The following is a 15163-nucleotide window of genomic DNA, read 5'->3' on the forward strand; positions in this document are numbered from 1 at the left end:
CGCGGCGCGCCGACGGTACTTGTTAGGGCCATGGTCCGCATCTGGCCTGTGTCGTGGCTGTTTTCTGGTTCTTGCATCCCGCGCGCTTGCTTCTTGTGGTGCTGGTTCGTCTGCATTACCTGAAGGGGTGGGGGACGTCGCGGAGAGAGCATTGCGCAGCAGCGAGGAGACCGCGTGGGCGAAGTCCACGGGCTCCGAAGCGCCCGCGAGCACCAGCGACCGGAGCGATGTCCCCATCCCCCTGGCTTTGATGCGATCCGGGTGCTATGCGCAGTTGCAGCCAGACGACGCCACCGCGACGACCCACAGCACTGCTGCGAACACCCAGACTGCGTACGCCGCGCTCATCCACACGCTCTGCATGTTGCGGTTGGCGATGCGCGTGGCGACCGTCAGGAGCACTGCCAGCAACGCGACCGACGTGGCCAGCACAAGCAGGTGCGCCCACAGCGGTGCGGACAGCAGTGCGCCGAGGACCACCGCGACCAGCGGTGGGAGGCCCAGCGGGATGACCCACCAGGGGAGCTCCACCGGAGCACCGAGGCGGGAGTCGCTCACCCTTCTCCGCTGGTAAACACGGGGCGGTACCAACCCTGCGGGCCGAGGCCGGCGACAACCGCGCGCTCGAAGATGGTGTCGAGCATGTCGAGGCTGTCGAGGTCCTGGACCATGGCGCGCAGCCGCGCCGCGCCGTTGCAGCCCTTGATCGACCAGGCGACGTACTTGCGGCCGATGCGCAGCGCGCGCTGCGGGCCGTGATAGGCAACCAGCATGCCGAGATGGCGCCGGCACAGCGCGATGCGCGCGGCGAAGTCGAGGTCGTCGAGGAGCTCGCCGGTGGCGAGGAGGTGGCTGGCCTGACGGACGAGCCAGAAGTTGCCGAGCATGCCGCGGGCGATGACCACCCCGTCGACGACGCCGCTGCGGATGCGGCGCTCGATCAGGCGCAAGTCCTCGACGTCGCCGCTGCCGATCACCGGGATGTCGACGGCGTCCTTGACGCGGGCGATCTCGAGCCAGTCGGCCTCACCGGCGTAGCCCTGGCAGCGGGTCCGTCCGTGCACCGTGATGGCGGTGACCCCGACGTCGGCGAGAGCGCGGGCCAGCTCGGGCGCGTTGATGGTCTGGGCGTCCCAGCCGAGTCGCATCTTGGCCGTGACCGGGACATCGACGGCGTCCACCATGGCGCGGAGCACGGCGGCGGTGGCGCGCACGTCGCGCGCCAGGGCGGCGCCGCTGCCGCGACCGACCACCTTCTTCACCGGGCAGCCGAGGTTGACGTCGACGGTGACCGCGCCACGCTCGACGCACACCTGGGCGGCCGCCGCCATCACCGCCGGGTCGCAGCCGACCAGCTGCGCGCCGGCAGGCGCCACGCCGGCGGGGAAGTCGAGCAGCTGCAGGCTGGCCTCCTGGCTGCGCACCACCGCTTCTGAGGCGACCATCTCCGTGCACACGAGCCCGGCGCCGAGCTCGACGGCGAGCTCGCGGCAGGGGGCGTCTGTGATCCCCACCATCGGCGCGATCAGCACCGGGGAGCTCAGTTCCAGGGAGCCGACGCGCAGTGCTGGACGAACGGGAGCGGCGAGAGCCATGGTCGTCTGATCTTACGGGCAGTGCGTTGGCGCGCCCGTTCAGTCGGCGTTGAGCTCGTGGATGAGGCGCAGGCCGACCAGGGTCAGGTGCGGATCCACCGCCTCGATCTCCGGGATCAGCGGTGCGAACAGTTCGGCGAGGCCGCCGGTGGCGATGACCCGCGCCTTGGCGCCAATCTCCTCGCGCATCCGCGCCACGATCCCCTGGACGAGCCCGACGTAGCCGTACACGAAGCCGGACTGCATCGAGGCCGCGGGGCTGCGCCCGATGACCGAGGTGGGGGCGGCCAGCTCCACGCGGTTGAGCTTGGATGCCCGGCTCACCAGGGCCTCGAGGCTGATCAGGATCCCCGGGGCCATCGCCCCGCCCAGGTAATCCCCGGCTGCGGAGATGGCGTCGAACGTGGTGGCGGTGCCGAAGTCGAGCAGGATCGCCGGAGCGCCGTAGAGGTGACGGCCGGCGAGCGCGTTGGCGATGCGGTCGGCTCCGACCAGGCGAGGATCCTCGTACTTGATGCTGACCCCGGTGCGGATGCCGGGCCCCACCACCAGCGGCGTGCAGCCGAAGTACACCCGCGACATCTCCTCGACCGAACGCGCCAGCGGGGGGACGACATTGGCGACGGCGACGGCGTCGATGTCGCCAATCTCGATGCCGCGGCGGCGCAGCAGGTCGGTGGCATCGAGCCCGAGCTCGTCGCCCGTCGAGCGCTCGTTGGTGTGCAGCCGGAAGTCCGCGACCAGGCGGTCTCCATCGAAGACGCCGACGACGACGTTGGTGTTGCCGACGTCGACCGCTAGCAGCATGGCTGCGGACGGTATCGCAAAGGCGACGGGGCACTCCACTAACGTTGCCTCGCATGATCGGGCTGATTGACGTTGGCGGCACCAAGCTTCTTGCCGCTGTCGCCGCCGGAGACGACGCGATCGAGACGCCTGTACGGCGAGCGACTCCCCGCGACGGAGACGTGATCGCGGTGCTCGCGCAGATGCTCGACGAGGTGCGTGACGGCCAACGACTGGAGGCGATCGCCGCTGCCGTGCCCGGTCCGCTCGACCGCAACCGCGGCGCGCTTCTCAAGCCTCCGGGGCTGTCAGTGGCTTGGCACGGCCTCGAGCTTGCTGCCGGGTTGAGCGAGCGGTTTGGCTGCGCGGTGCGCCTCGAGAACGACGCCAACTGCGCCGCCCTCGCCGAGGCGCACCTCGGTGCTGGGCGCGGAGCGACGACGCTCGTCTACTACACCGTGTCGACCGGGATCGGCAGTGGCGTGGTCCGCGGCGGCAGGCTGGAGACCGGCGGGCAGGACACCGAGGGTGGTCACCAGGTGCTCTGGCCGCGGCCCGCGGGCGGGCCGCCCTGCGAGTGCGGCGGGGTCGGCTGCCTCGAGGCCATCGCCAGCGGCCGCGCCATCGCCCGCCGGTTCGGCCGACGCGGCGAGGAGATCGAGGACCAGGCGGTGTGGGACGAGGTCGGTGAATGGCTGGGCCTGGCGGCGGTCAACGCGACCGCTCTGCTGGCCTGCGATCGCGTCGTCTTCGGTGGTGGTGTGGCGAGCTCGCGCTGGCCGCGGATCGAGCCGGCCATCCTGGCCACCGTCGAGCGCCAACTCAAGCTGCAGGACGCGCCCGTAATTCGGGTCGCTGAGCTCGGCGAGGACCGCAACCTTGCCGGCGCTCTGCTGCTCCTGCGTCCATCCGAGCAAGCGCCGCCGCACTAGCTACCCTTGCGCAGTGAGCTCGGTTCACCTCGCCGCCGACAGCACCTGCGACCTCCCGCCGGCGGATGCGGAACGCATCGGGCTGCGCATCATCCCGCTCAAGGTGATCATCGGCGAGGAGGTCTTCGCCGACGGGCGGGACATCGACGCGGCCACCCTGTACTCGCGGATGCGCCACTCCTCGGTGGTGCCACGTACCTCGCAGCCGACCCCGGCAGAGTTCGAAGTCGTGTTCAGCGAGCTCGGCGGGAACGGCAGCGCCATCTTCTGCTCCACCATCTCGGCGGCGATGAGCGGCACGTACAGCGCTGCCGTCCAGGCCACTGAGGCGCTCCCGGGCCTCCACGTCCACGTTTTCGACACCCGTACGGTGGGCCCCGGCCACCGCATGCTGGTCAACGCGGTGGTCGCGGCTGCCGCGGGCGGTGCCGACGCCGGCGAGCTCGAACAGGTAGCCGCCGAGGTCGCCGCCTCGATGCGGCTCGTCTTCACCGTGGAGAGCCTGGAGTACCTGCGCCGGGGTGGGCGGATCGGCGGGGCCCGCGCGCTCCTCGGCTCGGTTCTCAACATCAAGCCGATCCTCGAGGTGCGCGACGGCACCGTCGAGCCCCTGGACAGGGTTCGCACCTTCCCGAGGGCGCTCGACCGCCTGGTCGAAGAGGTGGGCCGGTCGGCCGCCGAATGGGGCGGCCACGCCCGGGTGATGGTGGCCCACGCCGACCAGCGCGAGATGGGGGCGGAGGTCGCGCGCCGAGCCGGCGAGGCCGCCGGCGAGCACGCCGAGCTCATCGACGTGGGCCCGGTGATCGGGTGCCACGGCGGCCCGGGCGCCATCGGCGTGGCCTTCCACCGCCCCATCTGACCGCTGCCCCGGCCCGGGGACGCCTCCCTCGCGCCCTGCGGAGATCCTTGCGCGAGCCGCATCTTTGGAAGCGAATGTACGTCCGAGTTGCCTATTGGTCGGTTGACCAACTAAACTCTCGGCAGACAGGAACCAGGAGGTGTTCCCGATGAAGATGAGAACCCGCAAAGCCAGAAACAACCGGTCCGAAGAAATGATGTCGTCGACTTCGGAGTGGGTCCCCGTCGCCTGGCGCACAGTCGACCTGGCCGCCGCGCTCGCCGGAGCGCCGCTGTTCGACGGCTGCGCCGAGCGCGAGGTGGCCAGTGCCCTGACCGAGTTCGACGACGTTCGCTTCCCGAGCGGCCGCCGCATCGTCATCGAGGGTCCACGCGGCAGCGACTTCTTCGTGGTGGTCACGGGCACGGCCGCCGTGCTGGTGGACGGCTGGCGCGTGGCCACGCTGGGACCCGGGGATTTCTTCGGCGAGATCGCGATCCTTGGGGATGGGGTGCGGTCAGCCTCTGTGCGCGCCGAGGCGCCGCCGCACTGCTTGGTGCTGCCCAACGGCAAGCTCGAACAGCTGATCCTCGACCACCCTCAGGTCGGCATCAACCTGATCCGTGCCGTGATTGGACGCTTCCGCAACGTGTCCGGTCGCCGCCAGCCCCCGGCCGCCGAGCTTGCCAGCGCTTGACCGCGTCAGCGCCGGTATGCGGTGACGCAGACGTCGACCCAGCAGCGCGTCGAGCGTGCGGAGTATCCGGCCGGGATCGAACCCCCGCTCTCCGATGAGCGGTACACGCGGTAGATCGTCCCGCCCGCGTTGACGACATCGGGCGGTGGCGTGGTGACCACGGTGGTGGGCGCGTACGCCGCGGTGCCCCAGTACCAGGCCACATTGGTCGCCACCACGTGCGTGCGCGCGCGCACGAACGCGTCCTCGTAGTAGGCGAGCAGCAGGTACTGGCTCGGCGTGGCGTCGACGAGGTCGTGCGCTGTGACCCGCGCCTGCAGGAAGGCGACGGCCGATGGTGTGTCGGGATGGTCGTCCGCGATGCTCAAGCCGACCGACGCGGCAGCGATGGCGCACAGGCAGACCACGAGCAGGCCGCGGACGCGGATCAACGCGAAGCCGCCACCCACCACTGCGAACAGCGGGCCCCACACCACGCTCGCGTAGCGCCCGTCGAGCACCGGCTTCCAGGCGCTGAGCACCATCATCATCAGCACCGCCCCGGCCCCGCACGCTACCAGGAACAGCGCCGCACGCCGGCCCTCGGGAGAGAGCTGGCGATGGCAGAAGACGAGCCAGGCGCAGCCGATGAGCACGCCCGCGCCGGCAGCGAATCCCTGCAGCGCCAGCAGGCTCACCTTGGCGGGGATCCAGGGGTCGACGGGCGGGCCGGAGAAGAACGGCAGGAAGACGCCGACAACCGAGAGAAAGCCCAGGCGTGTCACCCAAAAGGCGTCGCCGACGTGGGCGAACTGGACGCGGGCCACGACCAGCCATGGCAGCAGGGTGAGGAAGGCCACACCACCGGCCAGACAAGCGCTGCGCGCGGTGCGCCACCCGGCGCGCAACACCACGAGCACCGCGACGACCTGCGCGGCCACCGCGAACACCGCGAAGTACTGCGTGTACAGGGCCAGGACCGTGACCGCCGCATACGCCGCCCAGCGCACGAGCGACGGGCGCTCCACGGCGCGCCACACCAGCAGGGTCGAAGCCATCACCAGCGTGGTCACCAGCGCGTACATCCGCGCATCGCGGGCGCTGAGCACCAGCGCCGGGGTGATCGCGCAGAGGATCGCCGTGACGATGCCGCCGCGTTCGCGGGCGACGCGCCGGCCCAGGGCGGCGCCGAGCGGGATGGCCGCGGCACCGGCAAGCGCGGCAACCAGGCGGAGCGCGGTCGGTCCCGACCACAGTGCCGACACGGCGTGATCGAGGAGGTAGGCGAGTGGGGGGGCCGAGTCCGACCGCACGGCGTCGAGCATCTGCCCGAGCGGGCGCTGCACCACCACGGCGGTGAATGCCTCGTCACGCCACAGCGGCTGGTGGCCCAGGAAAAGGAGGCGCCCGGCCAGGCCGAACAGCGTGATCAGCGTAACCTGGCCGGCGTAGCCGGCCAACCGGCTGGGCATCGGTCGCCGAGTATGAGCACCACGGGCCGGCGTCGCGATCGTGCGGAGGCGGTGCAAGCCGGCAGGGACTAGGATTGGATGGGCGTTCAACAGATTGAGGAGGTTGGTGGGATGGCGGCTGTCGTGCTCCAGCCCGGCGAGGAACCGGGCCGCCGCGGCGAGATCATCCGGGCCGCGGCCAGGGTTCTCGGCCGCATGGGGTATTCGGACAGCTCGATCAAGCAAATCGCGCTCGAAGCCGGGGTAGCGCCGGGGCTGGTCCACTATTACTTCACCTCGAAGGAGGAGCTGCTCGTCGCGGTGGTGCACGACCTGGAGCGCGAGATGGTCTCCGACTGGCAGTCGGCCGTCGACGGCATCGACGACCCGCTGGAGCGCATCGTCGCCGCCCTCGACCACACCGCAGTGCGCGCCTCCGAACACCCCGAGTTCTTCCGGCTCCTGTTCGACCTCTACGTGGTCGGCCTCAACAACCCCGCCATCCGCGAGCGCTGCGCGGAGCTGTGGACGCGCTTCGTCGACGACATCGAGGCGGAGGTCCGCCAGGTGCTTGCCAAGCTGCCCGCGCCCGGCAGCGTCCCACCCCGCGACCTTGCCGAGGCGATCGGGGGCGCCATCGACGGCATCGCGCTCGCCGGGCTGGTTCGCGACGCCAGCCCCCTGGCCGTGTACGGGGCGCTGAAGGCGATGCTGCTCTCCCTTGTGGTGACCGCGTACGTGAACGCGGGGATGGACCCGCCGGTGGCGCGGATGCGCGCGCTCCTCGATCGCGCCGGGACGCTGGCCGCCGCGGAGTAGCCGTTGCGCGCAGGCGTGGACATGGGTCCCGCCTGCCACCATCTGGGCATGTCACCGGGTCATCTCGCCTGTCCCAACAACTGTCCCGAGGGGCGGTTCGAGGCGCTCAACGCGCCGCTGTTCGTCGATCGCACCGGCCGGTACGCGGGTCATGACGGCACTCGCGCGACGTACGTGTGCGCCGTCTGTCAGAGCGTCGCCGTCGACGTTGCCGCGGCCGCCCGCGAGATGCGCCGCAACCGCGATGAGCGGGTGGTCACCCTCACCTGCCCGTCGTGCGGCATGCGCATGCTGCCCCCCGAAGACGACCCGCTCGCCTCCCTCGTCGAATGTCCGGCGTGCGAGACGCGCTTCGAGGTCGAAGAGGGCACGGCGCGGTTGCACGGCGGCCCGGAGGAGGACGGCGAGGACGTCGACTGAGCGCTAGGGTGCGCTCGGCTTGCGCAGAGCGCGCAGCGCCGACTGCGCCGCCCACCAGCCGCACATGCCGTGCACGCCACCGCCCGGCGGAGTGGCGGCGCTGCAGATGAAGACGCGCGGGTTGGGTGTGCTGTACGGATCGACTCGGGGAGCTGGGCGCGTGAACATCTGGCCGAGGCTGAACAGGCCACCGTTGATGTCGCCGCCGACGAGGTTGGCGTCGTACGCCTCGAGGGCGGCCGTGTCCATGGTGTGCCGGCCGATCACGCGGTCGCGGAAACCCGGGGCGAAGCGCTCCACCTGGGCCTCGATCCTGGTGGTCATGTCGACGCGCGAACCATTGGGCACATGACCGTACGCCCACGCCGTGTGACCGCCGCCGGGCGCGCGCGAAGCATCGAACAAGGACGGTTGCACAAGGATCACGAAGGGCCGCTCGGGGTGACCGCCGCCCGCCACCGTGCTCTCTGAGCCGACCACCTCGTCGAGGCTGCCACCGAGGTGCACGGTAGCGGCGCGTGCGCACCGCTCATCGCGCCATGGGATGGGCGCGGCCAGCGCCCAGTCGAGCTTGAAGAGACCGGGACCGTAGCGGTAGCGGCGCAGACGCCGGCGGTACCGAGGCGGGAGCGCGTCGACGCAGATCGCCTCGATGCTGCGCGGCACCAGGTCAAGCAGCTGAACGCGGGATGGCGGCAGCTGGCGCAGCGAGGTGACGCGACGGCCCGTCTCGATGGTGCCGCCCAGCGACCGCACACGGTCGGCCAGAGCGACGGAGACATTGCCCGAGCCGCCGCGAACCACCGGCCAGCCGACCGAGTGCCCGACCATGCCCAGCACCAGGCCGATGCTGGCGCTGGCAGGGCTGTTCAACGACATCATGGAGTGCCCGGACATGCCGGCGAACAGGGCACGCGCGCGGTCCCCGCGAAACAGGCTGCGCGCCAGCAGCGACGCGGGCAGCAAGGCGGGAGCGCCAAAGGCGCCCACAATCAAGGGGTGGCGTGGCGGTCGCAGCGGGCCGAGGAACTGGTCGAGAAGGTCGGGCGCGTGTTCTGTGAGCCGCGTGAAGGCACGCCGATAGCTGGTCTCATCCCGTCCCAGGCCGGCGGCGGTGTCGCCGACCGACCGCTCGAGGACCACCGCGTCGTCGCCGTCGAGCGGATGCGCCAGCACCGCCGGCGAGTGCACGAACTCGACGCCGTCCGCGCCCGCAAGGTCGCGGAAGAATCGTGATGAGGTGCCGAAGGTCAGCACCGCGGCGCCGACGTCGTGATGAAACCCGGGAAGGGTCAGCTCGGCGGTGCGGCAGGCGCCCCCGACATCGTCCGACGCCTCGACGACGTGGACAGAAAACCCTTGCTCGGCCAGGGTGATGGCGGCGGCGAGTCCGTTCGGTCCGGCGCCGACGACGACCGCGTCATACCGGGTGGTCACGACACGGTTCAGCGTTCCAGCGCGGGCAGCAGCCCGACAGTGGCGCTGATGGGCCCGAAGAGCTCGCCCTCCTCGCGGTTCCAGTACCGCGAGAAGCGGCCGTCGAAGCCCCAGAGCCGACCATCATGGTCGACGCTCGGCGCGTCCTCCCAATGCGGGGTGTGACCGTGCACGAGCCGGCGAGCGCCGAAGTGCTCGAGGTACACATCGAGTCGCCGGCGTTCCAGGAACGCGCGCCGTCCGAAGAGCGTTCGCACCGCGGTGAACACGCCGCCCGGCGTTGCCAGCCAGGCCCGCGCCGTGTCGTTGACGTCGTCGACGGTCGCGCCGAAGTCGGCGTACAGGTCGTCGTCTGTGTGCTGCACCAGCGTGCCGTCGGCAAGCAGGATCAGGAACGGCTGGTTGCGCAGCCATGCCTCGAGGTCGGGATCGGCGGAGACCTCCTCGAGGTCCGCCCAGTCACCTCTGCGGTGCAGCCACAGCGCCTCAAGCTCGGCGGGGTCGCGGAGTCGCCAGGGCTCGGGGGGCTCCACGCCGCGGCGGCGCTCCAGCACGGCGAGCAGGAAGAGGTCGTGGTTGCCGAGCACCGAGCGGCTGTTGCGTCGTGATCGGGCCAGTCGCGCGGCAGCCGCGCCGCCGCCGCGACCCGGCCGGCCGCCCTGGAAGAAGTCGCCGAGGAACATCGTGTCGACGTCGTCCTCGGGGTACGGCTGCAGCGCGTCCTCGAGGCGTTCGACGTCCCCCTGGACATCTCCGACGATGAGAAGGGGACGGCTCATCCATCGAGGATAGCGTCAACCCTTCGACTTCTCCCGGCGGGGGCTGCGACGCGCCGGCTCACGGCCGGCCGTGGCGGCGGTTCCGACCGCGGCGCCCACCTCCTTGGCGGCGACCGGCTGGCGCGCCAGGACGGTCACCACCCGGCGGGTCTTGGCGACCAGGGTGGCGGCGCGGACCAGCTGGCGCGAGACCATTCGCGGGCCCGGCGCGCCGGGGAGCTCGCGGCGGCGCAGTGCGGTATCGACGTCGAAGAGGTCGACGATGTCGTCCTGCGCGAGCTCGGTCATCTCGCGCCACTCCGCGGCCGAGATGTCGCGAAGCGTGCGACCCTCGTCGACGGTTCGCCGGACCGCAGCGCCCACCAGCTGATGCGCGGCGCGAAAGGGCATGCCGCGCACCACCAGGTACTCGGCGACGTCGGTGGCGAGAAGGCCTGGGTCGGACGCGGCCTCGCGCATCTCCCGGCGCTTGAAGCGCAGCACGCGCACGACGTCGGTCACCGCCGCCAGGCTCGTCATGGTGGTGTCGACAGCGTCGAACAGCGCCGTCTTGTCCTCCTGCAGGTCGCGGTTGTAGGCGAGCGGCAGTCCCTTGAGAAGGATCAGAACGGCGGAGAGGTCGGCGATGGTGCGGGCGGTGCGCCCGCGGACGAGCTCGAGGACGTCGGGGTTCTTCTTCTGCGGCATCAGCGACGAGCCGGTGGCGTGGCTGTCGGGCAGCTCGGCGAAGTTGTACTCGCTCGACGTCCAGAGCACGACCTCCTCGGCGAACCGGGACAGGTGCACCATGATCAGCGCGCACGCCGCGGTCAGCTCGACGACGAAGTCGCGGTCGGAGACGGCGTCGAGGCTGTTGGCGCTGATGCTCGCGAAGCTCAGCTCCTCGGCCACCGCACGACGATCCAGCGGGAGCGTGGTGCCGGCTAGCGCACCACTGCCCAGCGGGAGCACGTCGCAGCGGTCGTGCACGTCCTCGAGGCGGCCGACGTCGCGCTGCAACATCTCCACGTAGGCGAGTAGGTGGTGCGCGAGGGAGACCACCTGGGCGCGCTGCCCGTGGGTGTACCCCGGCATCACCGTGGCACGATTCTGCTGGGCGCGGCGGGCGAACGCCTCCTGCAGGGTGGCGATGAACAGCATCAGCTCGCGACAGATGCGCTTGGCGTAGAGGCGCAGGTCGGTGACCACCTGGTCGTTGCGGCTGCGCCCGGTGTGCAGCCGCCCCGCCACCTCGCCGGCGATGCCGAACAGGCGGCGCTCGATGGCGGCGTGGATGTCCTCATCGCCGGGCTCGATGACGAACTCGTTGCGGTCGAACTCGCGGCGAATCTCGCGCAGGCCCGTTTCGATGGTTCGAGCGTCGGGGGCGCTCACCAAACCGACGCTGCGCAGCATGTGCAGGTGGGCGAGGGAGGTGTCCAGGTCCTCGGCGTAGAGGCGGCGGTCGACGGCGATGCCGATCGTGTACTCCTCGACGCGCCGCGAGGTGCTTGAGCCGAGCCGCCCCGACCACATTTTCGCCGCCGTCGAGGGCGGGGGCGTGGCGTCGGCACCTGCGCCGGCCCCGACGATGCGGATGCCGCGAGCCATCAGCGTGCCCGCCGAACCTGTCGCGGCAGCGACAGCGGGGCCAGGTCCTCGAGCGCTCCCTGCACGCGCGCCTGGGTGCGCAGCGAGAGACCGAAGAGCTCGATGAAGCCACGTGCGGCGGCGTGGTCGAACACGTCGTCGGTGCGGTCGTACGTCGCCAATGAGGTGCTGTACAGCGAACGTAGCGCCCGCCTGCCGGTCACCGTGACCACGCCGCGCGCGCAGCGAACCCTGACGTCGCCGGTGACGTGCTCCTGCGTCGAGGCGACGAAGGCGGCGAGCGCGTTGCGCAGCCCACCGAACCAGAGGCCGTCGTACACCAGGCGTGCCCATTCACCGCTGAGCTGGCGCTTGAGATGAGCAACGTCGCGCGGAAGGGCGACGGTCTCCAGGGCGGCGTGCGCCGCGTGCAGCAGCACCGCGGCGGGTGCCTCGTACACCTCTCGCGACTTGATGCCGACCAGCCGGTTCTCCACGTGGTCGATGCGGCCCACGCCGTTGCGCCCGGCGATCGTGTTGAGGCCCAGCACGAGCTCCTCTGCCGCGAGTGACTCGCCGTCGACGCGTACCGGGATGCCGAGCGCGAAGCCGATGGTCAGCTCCTCACCGGCGGAATCGCACGTGGCCGGGTTCGCGGTCCACGCGAAGACCTCCTCCGGTGGTTCCCTCCAGGGGTCCTCGAGCGGGCCGCACTCGACACTTCGTCCCCACAGGTTGGCGTCGACGCTGAACGGCGACTCGAACGTCGCGGGGACGTCGATGCCGTGCGCGGCCGCGTAGGCGATCTCGTCGCTGCGACCCATGTCCCAGTCACGGACCGGCGCGACCACCTCAAGCTCGGGTGCCAGCGCCGCGGTGGCCACGTCGAAGCGGACCTGGTCGTTGCCCTTTCCCGTGCAGCCGTGCGCAACCGCCACCGCGCCCTCCTCGCGCGCCACCTCGACGAGAAGCTTGGCGATCAGCGGGCGCGCCAGCGCGGTCGCCAGCGGATAAACACCCTCGTACAGAGCGCCGGCGGAAAGGGTGGGAAAGACGAAGTGCTCGACGAACACGCGGCGGGCGTCGACGACGTGCGCAGCAACCGCGCCGGCGCGCAGCGCCCGCGCAGTGATATCGGCGGCGTCGCGACCGTCGCCGCCGAGATCGGCGGTCAGGGTCACCACCTCGTAGCCCAGCTGCTCGCGCAGCCAGCGCACCGCCACAGAGGTGTCGAGCCCCCCGCTGTAGGCCAGCACGCAGCGGCGCGGCGCGCTCACTCCACCCCCTCGCTGATGGTGCGCAGCGTGGCCAGCAGGCGCTGTGCCGCCGGCCGCGAGCGCGCGATCAGCAGCACGGTGTCGTCGCCTGCGACGGTGCCGGCGAGCTCGTCGAAACGCGCGCTGTCGATGGCGACGGCCACGAGCGATGCGCTGCCGGGCTGGGCATGCACGATGCCGAGCAGGTCGATGAACTCGATCCCGTGGGTGTGCTCGACGAGTGCGTTGTGCAGCCGCTGCCGGGCGGCACGCTCGTCCACCTCGGCGCCGGTCTGCGCGTAGCGTGAGCCGCCCTCGCCGGGCACGCGAAGCAGTCCCAGCTCGCGGATGTCGCGGCTGACCGTCGCCTGGGTGACGTCGAGGTGCCGCCCCGCCAGCGCGGTGACCAGCTCCTCCTGGGTGCGGATGGTGCGCGTGCGCACGAGCTCCAGAATGGCACGCTGGCGGGAGCGCTTGGCGGCACCGTTGCCGGCGACGCGTCCGGCCACGCCGGTCATGCGCCGCCCTCTGTGCGCGCGATGGCGAACGCCTCGCGCAAACGGCGCAGCCCCTCGTCGATCTCGGCCTCCGAGATGGTCAGGGCGGGCAGGAGGCGCAGCACGCTGTCACCAATGGCGTTGACGATCACGCCGCAGTCGAGCGCCGCTCGCCCCGCGCGCGACGCCACGGGTTCCTCGAGGACCACGGCGAGCATGAGGCCGCGACCGCGCACCGCGGCCACGGGAACGCCGTCGGCGCGCAGCGACAGCAGCGACTCGCGCAGGTACTCGCCGATGCGCGCGGCCCGCTCCACCAGGTGCTCCTCCTCGATCGTCCGCAGCACTGCGCACGCCGCCGCCGACGCCAGCGGGTTGCCCCCGAACGTGGTGCCGTGGTCGCCGGGCTCGAGAACGTCGGCGCGCGGCGACGCGAGCACCGCGGCGACCGGGACGCCGCCGCCGAGCCCCTTGGCGACGGTCATGACGTCGGGCACCACGCCCGCGTGCTGGTGCGCCCACCACCGGCCGGTACGGCCCATGCCACTCTGCACCTCGTCGACCATGAAGAGCAGGTCGCGCTCGTCGCAGAGCGCCCTCACCCTGGCGACGAGGTCGTCCTCCACGGGAACCACGCCGCTCTCACCCTGGATAGGCTCGAGGAGGACGGCGGCGATGCCGTCGTCGACGGTGGCGCTGATCGCATCGAGGTTGGCGTCGACGTGGACGAACCCGGCGGGCAGCGGCTCGAACGGCTCGCGGTACCGCTTGTTCCCGGTGGCGGCGAGGGCGCCGAGCGTTCGTCCGTGGAATGCACCCGTCAGCGCGACGATGCCGGTGGCGCCACCGCGGTGCCGCCGTCCCCACTTACGGGCCAGCTTGATGGCCGCCTCGTTGGCCTCGGCACCGCTGTTGCAGAGGAAGACGCGGCCCTCGAACGCGGTGGCGATGAGCCGTTCGGCGAGCTCGACCTGCGGCGCGGTGTAGTAGAGGTTGCTGGTGTGGATCAGGACAGTGGCCTGCTCGGTCAGCGCGCGTGTGACCGCCGGGTGGGAATGGCCGAGCACGTTGACCCCGATCCCGCCGACGAGGTCGATGAGCTCGCGCCCGTCGGCGTCGCGCACCCAGGCGCCGTGCGCGGAGACGATCTCCAGCGGCTGGCGTGCATAAGTGTGCATGAGCGCGGCGTCGGCGCGATCGCGGAGCACGTCGAGCGAGCTCACCGGTCGTCCACCGCCACCACCCCGGGGCCGAACATGGTGCCGACCCCTTCGGGGGTGAGCAACTCGAGGAGAAGCGCGTGGGGCACGCGCCCGTCGATGATATGCGTCGCCTCGACACCGTCGAGCGCGCGGAGGGCGGCCTTGACCTTGGGCAGCATCCCGCCGGTGATGACCCCATCGGCGGCGAGCGCGGTGGCGCGCTCGCGGTCGAGCTCGCTCAGTAGGGTTCCGTCCCGATCGTGAACGCCGTCCACGTCGGTGAGCAGGATGAGCTTGGTGGCACGAAGGGCGACCGCCAGCTCCGCAGCCACCGTGTCGGCGTTGACGTTGTATCCCTCGCCGTCGTAGCCGAGCCCGATGGAGGCGACCACAGGGATCCGGCCCTGGTCGAGGATCGACAGGATGGGCTCGACGTTGACGTGGTCCACCTCGCCGACGCGGCCGAGGTCCTCCCCGGATTCGCTGCGCGCCGGACGCACCAGCAGGGTCGGTCCGTCCTCGCCGGAGAGCCCGATGGCGCTGCCGCCGAGGCGATGGATCCGCGACACAAGGTCGGGGCCCACCTTGCCGGTGAGCACCATCTTCACCACCTCCATGGTGGCCTCGTCGGTCACGCGCAACCCGTTGACGAAGCGCGGCGTCATGCCCATGCGCTCCTGCAGGCTGCTGATCTCGGGCCCGCCGCCGTGCACGAGGACCGGCCTCATGCCCACGAAGCGAAGCAGCACGATGTCCTGGAGCACGGCGTCGATGTCGGCACCGGCGGCGGCGGCACCGCCGAGCTTGATCACCATGGTGTGGCCGCTGAAGCGGCGGATGTAGGGAAGGGCGTCGATGAGCGTGTGCGCGCGCCGGAGTCGCTCGTCCATCCTCTCGATGCTC

General features: G+C 71.2%; 16 protein-coding genes. 5 read left to right on the forward strand and 11 right to left on the reverse strand.

Translation table 11 applies throughout. The annotated features are described in order from the left end of the window. Nucleotides 1-264: 264 nt before the first annotated feature. Genes JF886_RS09465 through JF886_RS09475 form a run of 3 tightly spaced genes read right to left on the reverse strand, consistent with a single transcriptional unit; the run spans nt 265 to nt 2402 of the window. Nucleotides 265-558, reverse strand: coding sequence for a hypothetical protein (locus JF886_RS09465; protein WP_337311832.1), 294 nt, complete (start codon nt 556-558; stop codon nt 265-267). Continuing rightward, nucleotides 555-1595 (reverse strand): tRNA dihydrouridine synthase DusB, encoded by a 1041-nt coding sequence (dusB, locus tag JF886_RS09470; protein ID WP_337311834.1) that lies wholly within the window; start codon nt 1593-1595, stop codon nt 555-557. Before dusB ends, JF886_RS09465 begins: the two co-directional genes overlap by 4 nt. Before the next feature lie 39 nt (nt 1596-1634). Further along, nucleotides 1635-2402, reverse strand: a complete 768-nt coding sequence (locus JF886_RS09475) for a type III pantothenate kinase (RefSeq protein ID WP_337311836.1) — start codon at nt 2400-2402, stop codon at nt 1635-1637. A 53-nt stretch (nt 2403-2455) separates the two neighbouring features. Between JF886_RS09475 and JF886_RS09480 the strand changes: the two genes are divergently transcribed. The 3 genes from JF886_RS09480 (at nt 2456) to JF886_RS09490 (ending at nt 4851) form a co-directional block, all read left to right on the forward strand. After that, on the forward strand, nt 2456-3313 hold the full coding sequence (locus JF886_RS09480) for an ROK family protein (protein WP_337311838.1): 858 nt from the start codon (nt 2456-2458) through the stop codon (nt 3311-3313). Nucleotides 3314-3326: 13 nt separating this feature from the next. Then, complete coding sequence (locus JF886_RS09485) at nt 3327-4175, forward strand: DegV family protein (protein ID WP_337311841.1); 849 nt, start codon at nt 3327-3329, stop codon at nt 4173-4175. 148 nt (nt 4176-4323) lie between these two features. Further along, complete coding sequence (locus JF886_RS09490) at nt 4324-4851, forward strand: cyclic nucleotide-binding domain-containing protein (protein WP_337311843.1); 528 nt, start codon at nt 4324-4326, stop codon at nt 4849-4851. Between the two features lie 5 nt (nt 4852-4856). On the opposite strand, the gene JF886_RS09495 is transcribed toward JF886_RS09490, so the two are convergent. Then, nucleotides 4857-6302: a glycosyltransferase family 39 protein gene (locus tag JF886_RS09495; protein WP_337311845.1), complete on the reverse strand. Its 1446-nt coding sequence runs from the start codon at nt 6300-6302 to the stop codon at nt 4857-4859. Between the two features lie 111 nt (nt 6303-6413). Here JF886_RS09495 and JF886_RS09500 point away from each other — a divergent pair, with 111 nt between their 5' ends. Together JF886_RS09500 and JF886_RS09505 are read left to right on the forward strand one after the other, a co-directional pair. Beyond that, nucleotides 6414-7100, forward strand: a complete 687-nt coding sequence (locus JF886_RS09500) for a TetR/AcrR family transcriptional regulator (protein WP_337311847.1) — start codon at nt 6414-6416, stop codon at nt 7098-7100. Nucleotides 7101-7148: 48 nt separating this feature from the next. Further along, nucleotides 7149-7520 carry a hypothetical protein gene (locus tag JF886_RS09505; protein ID WP_337311849.1) on the forward strand — a complete coding sequence of 124 codons (372 nt, stop codon included), beginning with the start codon at nt 7149-7151 and terminating at the stop codon, nt 7518-7520. Nucleotides 7521-7523: 3 nt separating this feature from the next. On the opposite strand, the gene JF886_RS09510 is transcribed toward JF886_RS09505, so the two are convergent. From JF886_RS09510 to argB, 7 genes are read right to left on the reverse strand one after another with little or no spacing between them, the layout of a single operon-like run. Beyond that, nucleotides 7524-8957 (reverse strand): phytoene desaturase family protein, encoded by a 1434-nt coding sequence (locus tag JF886_RS09510; protein WP_337311851.1) that lies wholly within the window; start codon nt 8955-8957, stop codon nt 7524-7526. Between the two features lie 8 nt (nt 8958-8965). Continuing rightward, nucleotides 8966-9736, reverse strand: a complete 771-nt coding sequence (locus tag JF886_RS09515) for a metallophosphoesterase (protein WP_337311853.1) — start codon at nt 9734-9736, stop codon at nt 8966-8968. Nucleotides 9737-9751: 15 nt separating this feature from the next. Then, entirely contained in the window at nt 9752-11326 is a 1575-nt protein-coding gene (argH, locus tag JF886_RS09520) for an argininosuccinate lyase (RefSeq protein ID WP_337311855.1), read from the reverse strand. After that, nucleotides 11326-12582, reverse strand: coding sequence for an argininosuccinate synthase (locus JF886_RS09525; protein WP_337311857.1), 1257 nt, complete (start codon nt 12580-12582; stop codon nt 11326-11328). Before JF886_RS09525 ends, argH begins: the two co-directional genes overlap by 1 nt. Beyond that, nucleotides 12579-13079 (reverse strand): arginine repressor, encoded by a 501-nt coding sequence (locus JF886_RS09530; protein ID WP_337311859.1) that lies wholly within the window; start codon nt 13077-13079, stop codon nt 12579-12581. The genes JF886_RS09525 and JF886_RS09530 overlap by 4 nt, the downstream gene beginning before the upstream one ends. Beyond that, nucleotides 13076-14281: an acetylornithine transaminase gene (locus tag JF886_RS09535; RefSeq protein ID WP_337311861.1), complete on the reverse strand. Its 1206-nt coding sequence runs from the start codon at nt 14279-14281 to the stop codon at nt 13076-13078. The genes JF886_RS09530 and JF886_RS09535 overlap by 4 nt, the downstream gene beginning before the upstream one ends. After that, the gene (gene argB / locus JF886_RS09540) at nt 14278-15150 is read right to left on the reverse strand and encodes an acetylglutamate kinase (RefSeq protein ID WP_337311980.1); all 873 of its coding nucleotides are present in this window, start codon (nt 15148-15150) and stop codon (nt 14278-14280) included. Before argB ends, JF886_RS09535 begins: the two co-directional genes overlap by 4 nt. Nucleotides 15151-15163 lie beyond the last annotated feature (13 nt).

Source organism: Candidatus Aeolococcus gillhamiae (assembly GCF_016464765.1).
Taxonomy (GTDB): domain Bacteria; phylum Chloroflexota; class Dormibacteria; order Aeolococcales; family Aeolococcaceae; genus Aeolococcus; species Aeolococcus gillhamiae.

Coding starts and splice junctions, on each gene's coding strand:
- JF886_RS09480 (WP_337311838.1), top strand. CDS start 2,456: ATGATCGGGCTGATTGACGTTGGCGGCACCAAGCTTCTTGCCGCTGTC.
- JF886_RS09515 (WP_337311853.1), bottom strand. CDS start 9,736: ATGAGCCGTCCCCTTCTCATCGTCGGAGATGTCCAGGGGGACGTCGAA.
- JF886_RS09475 (WP_337311836.1), bottom strand. CDS start 2,402: ATGCTGCTAGCGGTCGACGTCGGCAACACCAACGTCGTCGTCGGCGTC.
- argB (WP_337311980.1), bottom strand. CDS start 15,150: ATGGACGAGCGACTCCGGCGCGCGCACACGCTCATCGACGCCCTTCCC.
- JF886_RS09530 (WP_337311859.1), bottom strand. CDS start 13,079: ATGACCGGCGTGGCCGGACGCGTCGCCGGCAACGGTGCCGCCAAGCGC.
- JF886_RS09490 (WP_337311843.1), top strand. CDS start 4,324: ATGAAGATGAGAACCCGCAAAGCCAGAAACAACCGGTCCGAAGAAATG.
- JF886_RS09505 (WP_337311849.1), top strand. CDS start 7,149: ATGTCACCGGGTCATCTCGCCTGTCCCAACAACTGTCCCGAGGGGCGG.
- JF886_RS09500 (WP_337311847.1), top strand. CDS start 6,414: ATGGCGGCTGTCGTGCTCCAGCCCGGCGAGGAACCGGGCCGCCGCGGC.
- dusB (WP_337311834.1), bottom strand. CDS start 1,595: ATGGCTCTCGCCGCTCCCGTTCGTCCAGCACTGCGCGTCGGCTCCCTG.
- argH (WP_337311855.1), bottom strand. CDS start 11,326: ATGGCTCGCGGCATCCGCATCGTCGGGGCCGGCGCAGGTGCCGACGCC.
- JF886_RS09495 (WP_337311845.1), bottom strand. CDS start 6,302: ATGCCCAGCCGGTTGGCCGGCTACGCCGGCCAGGTTACGCTGATCACG.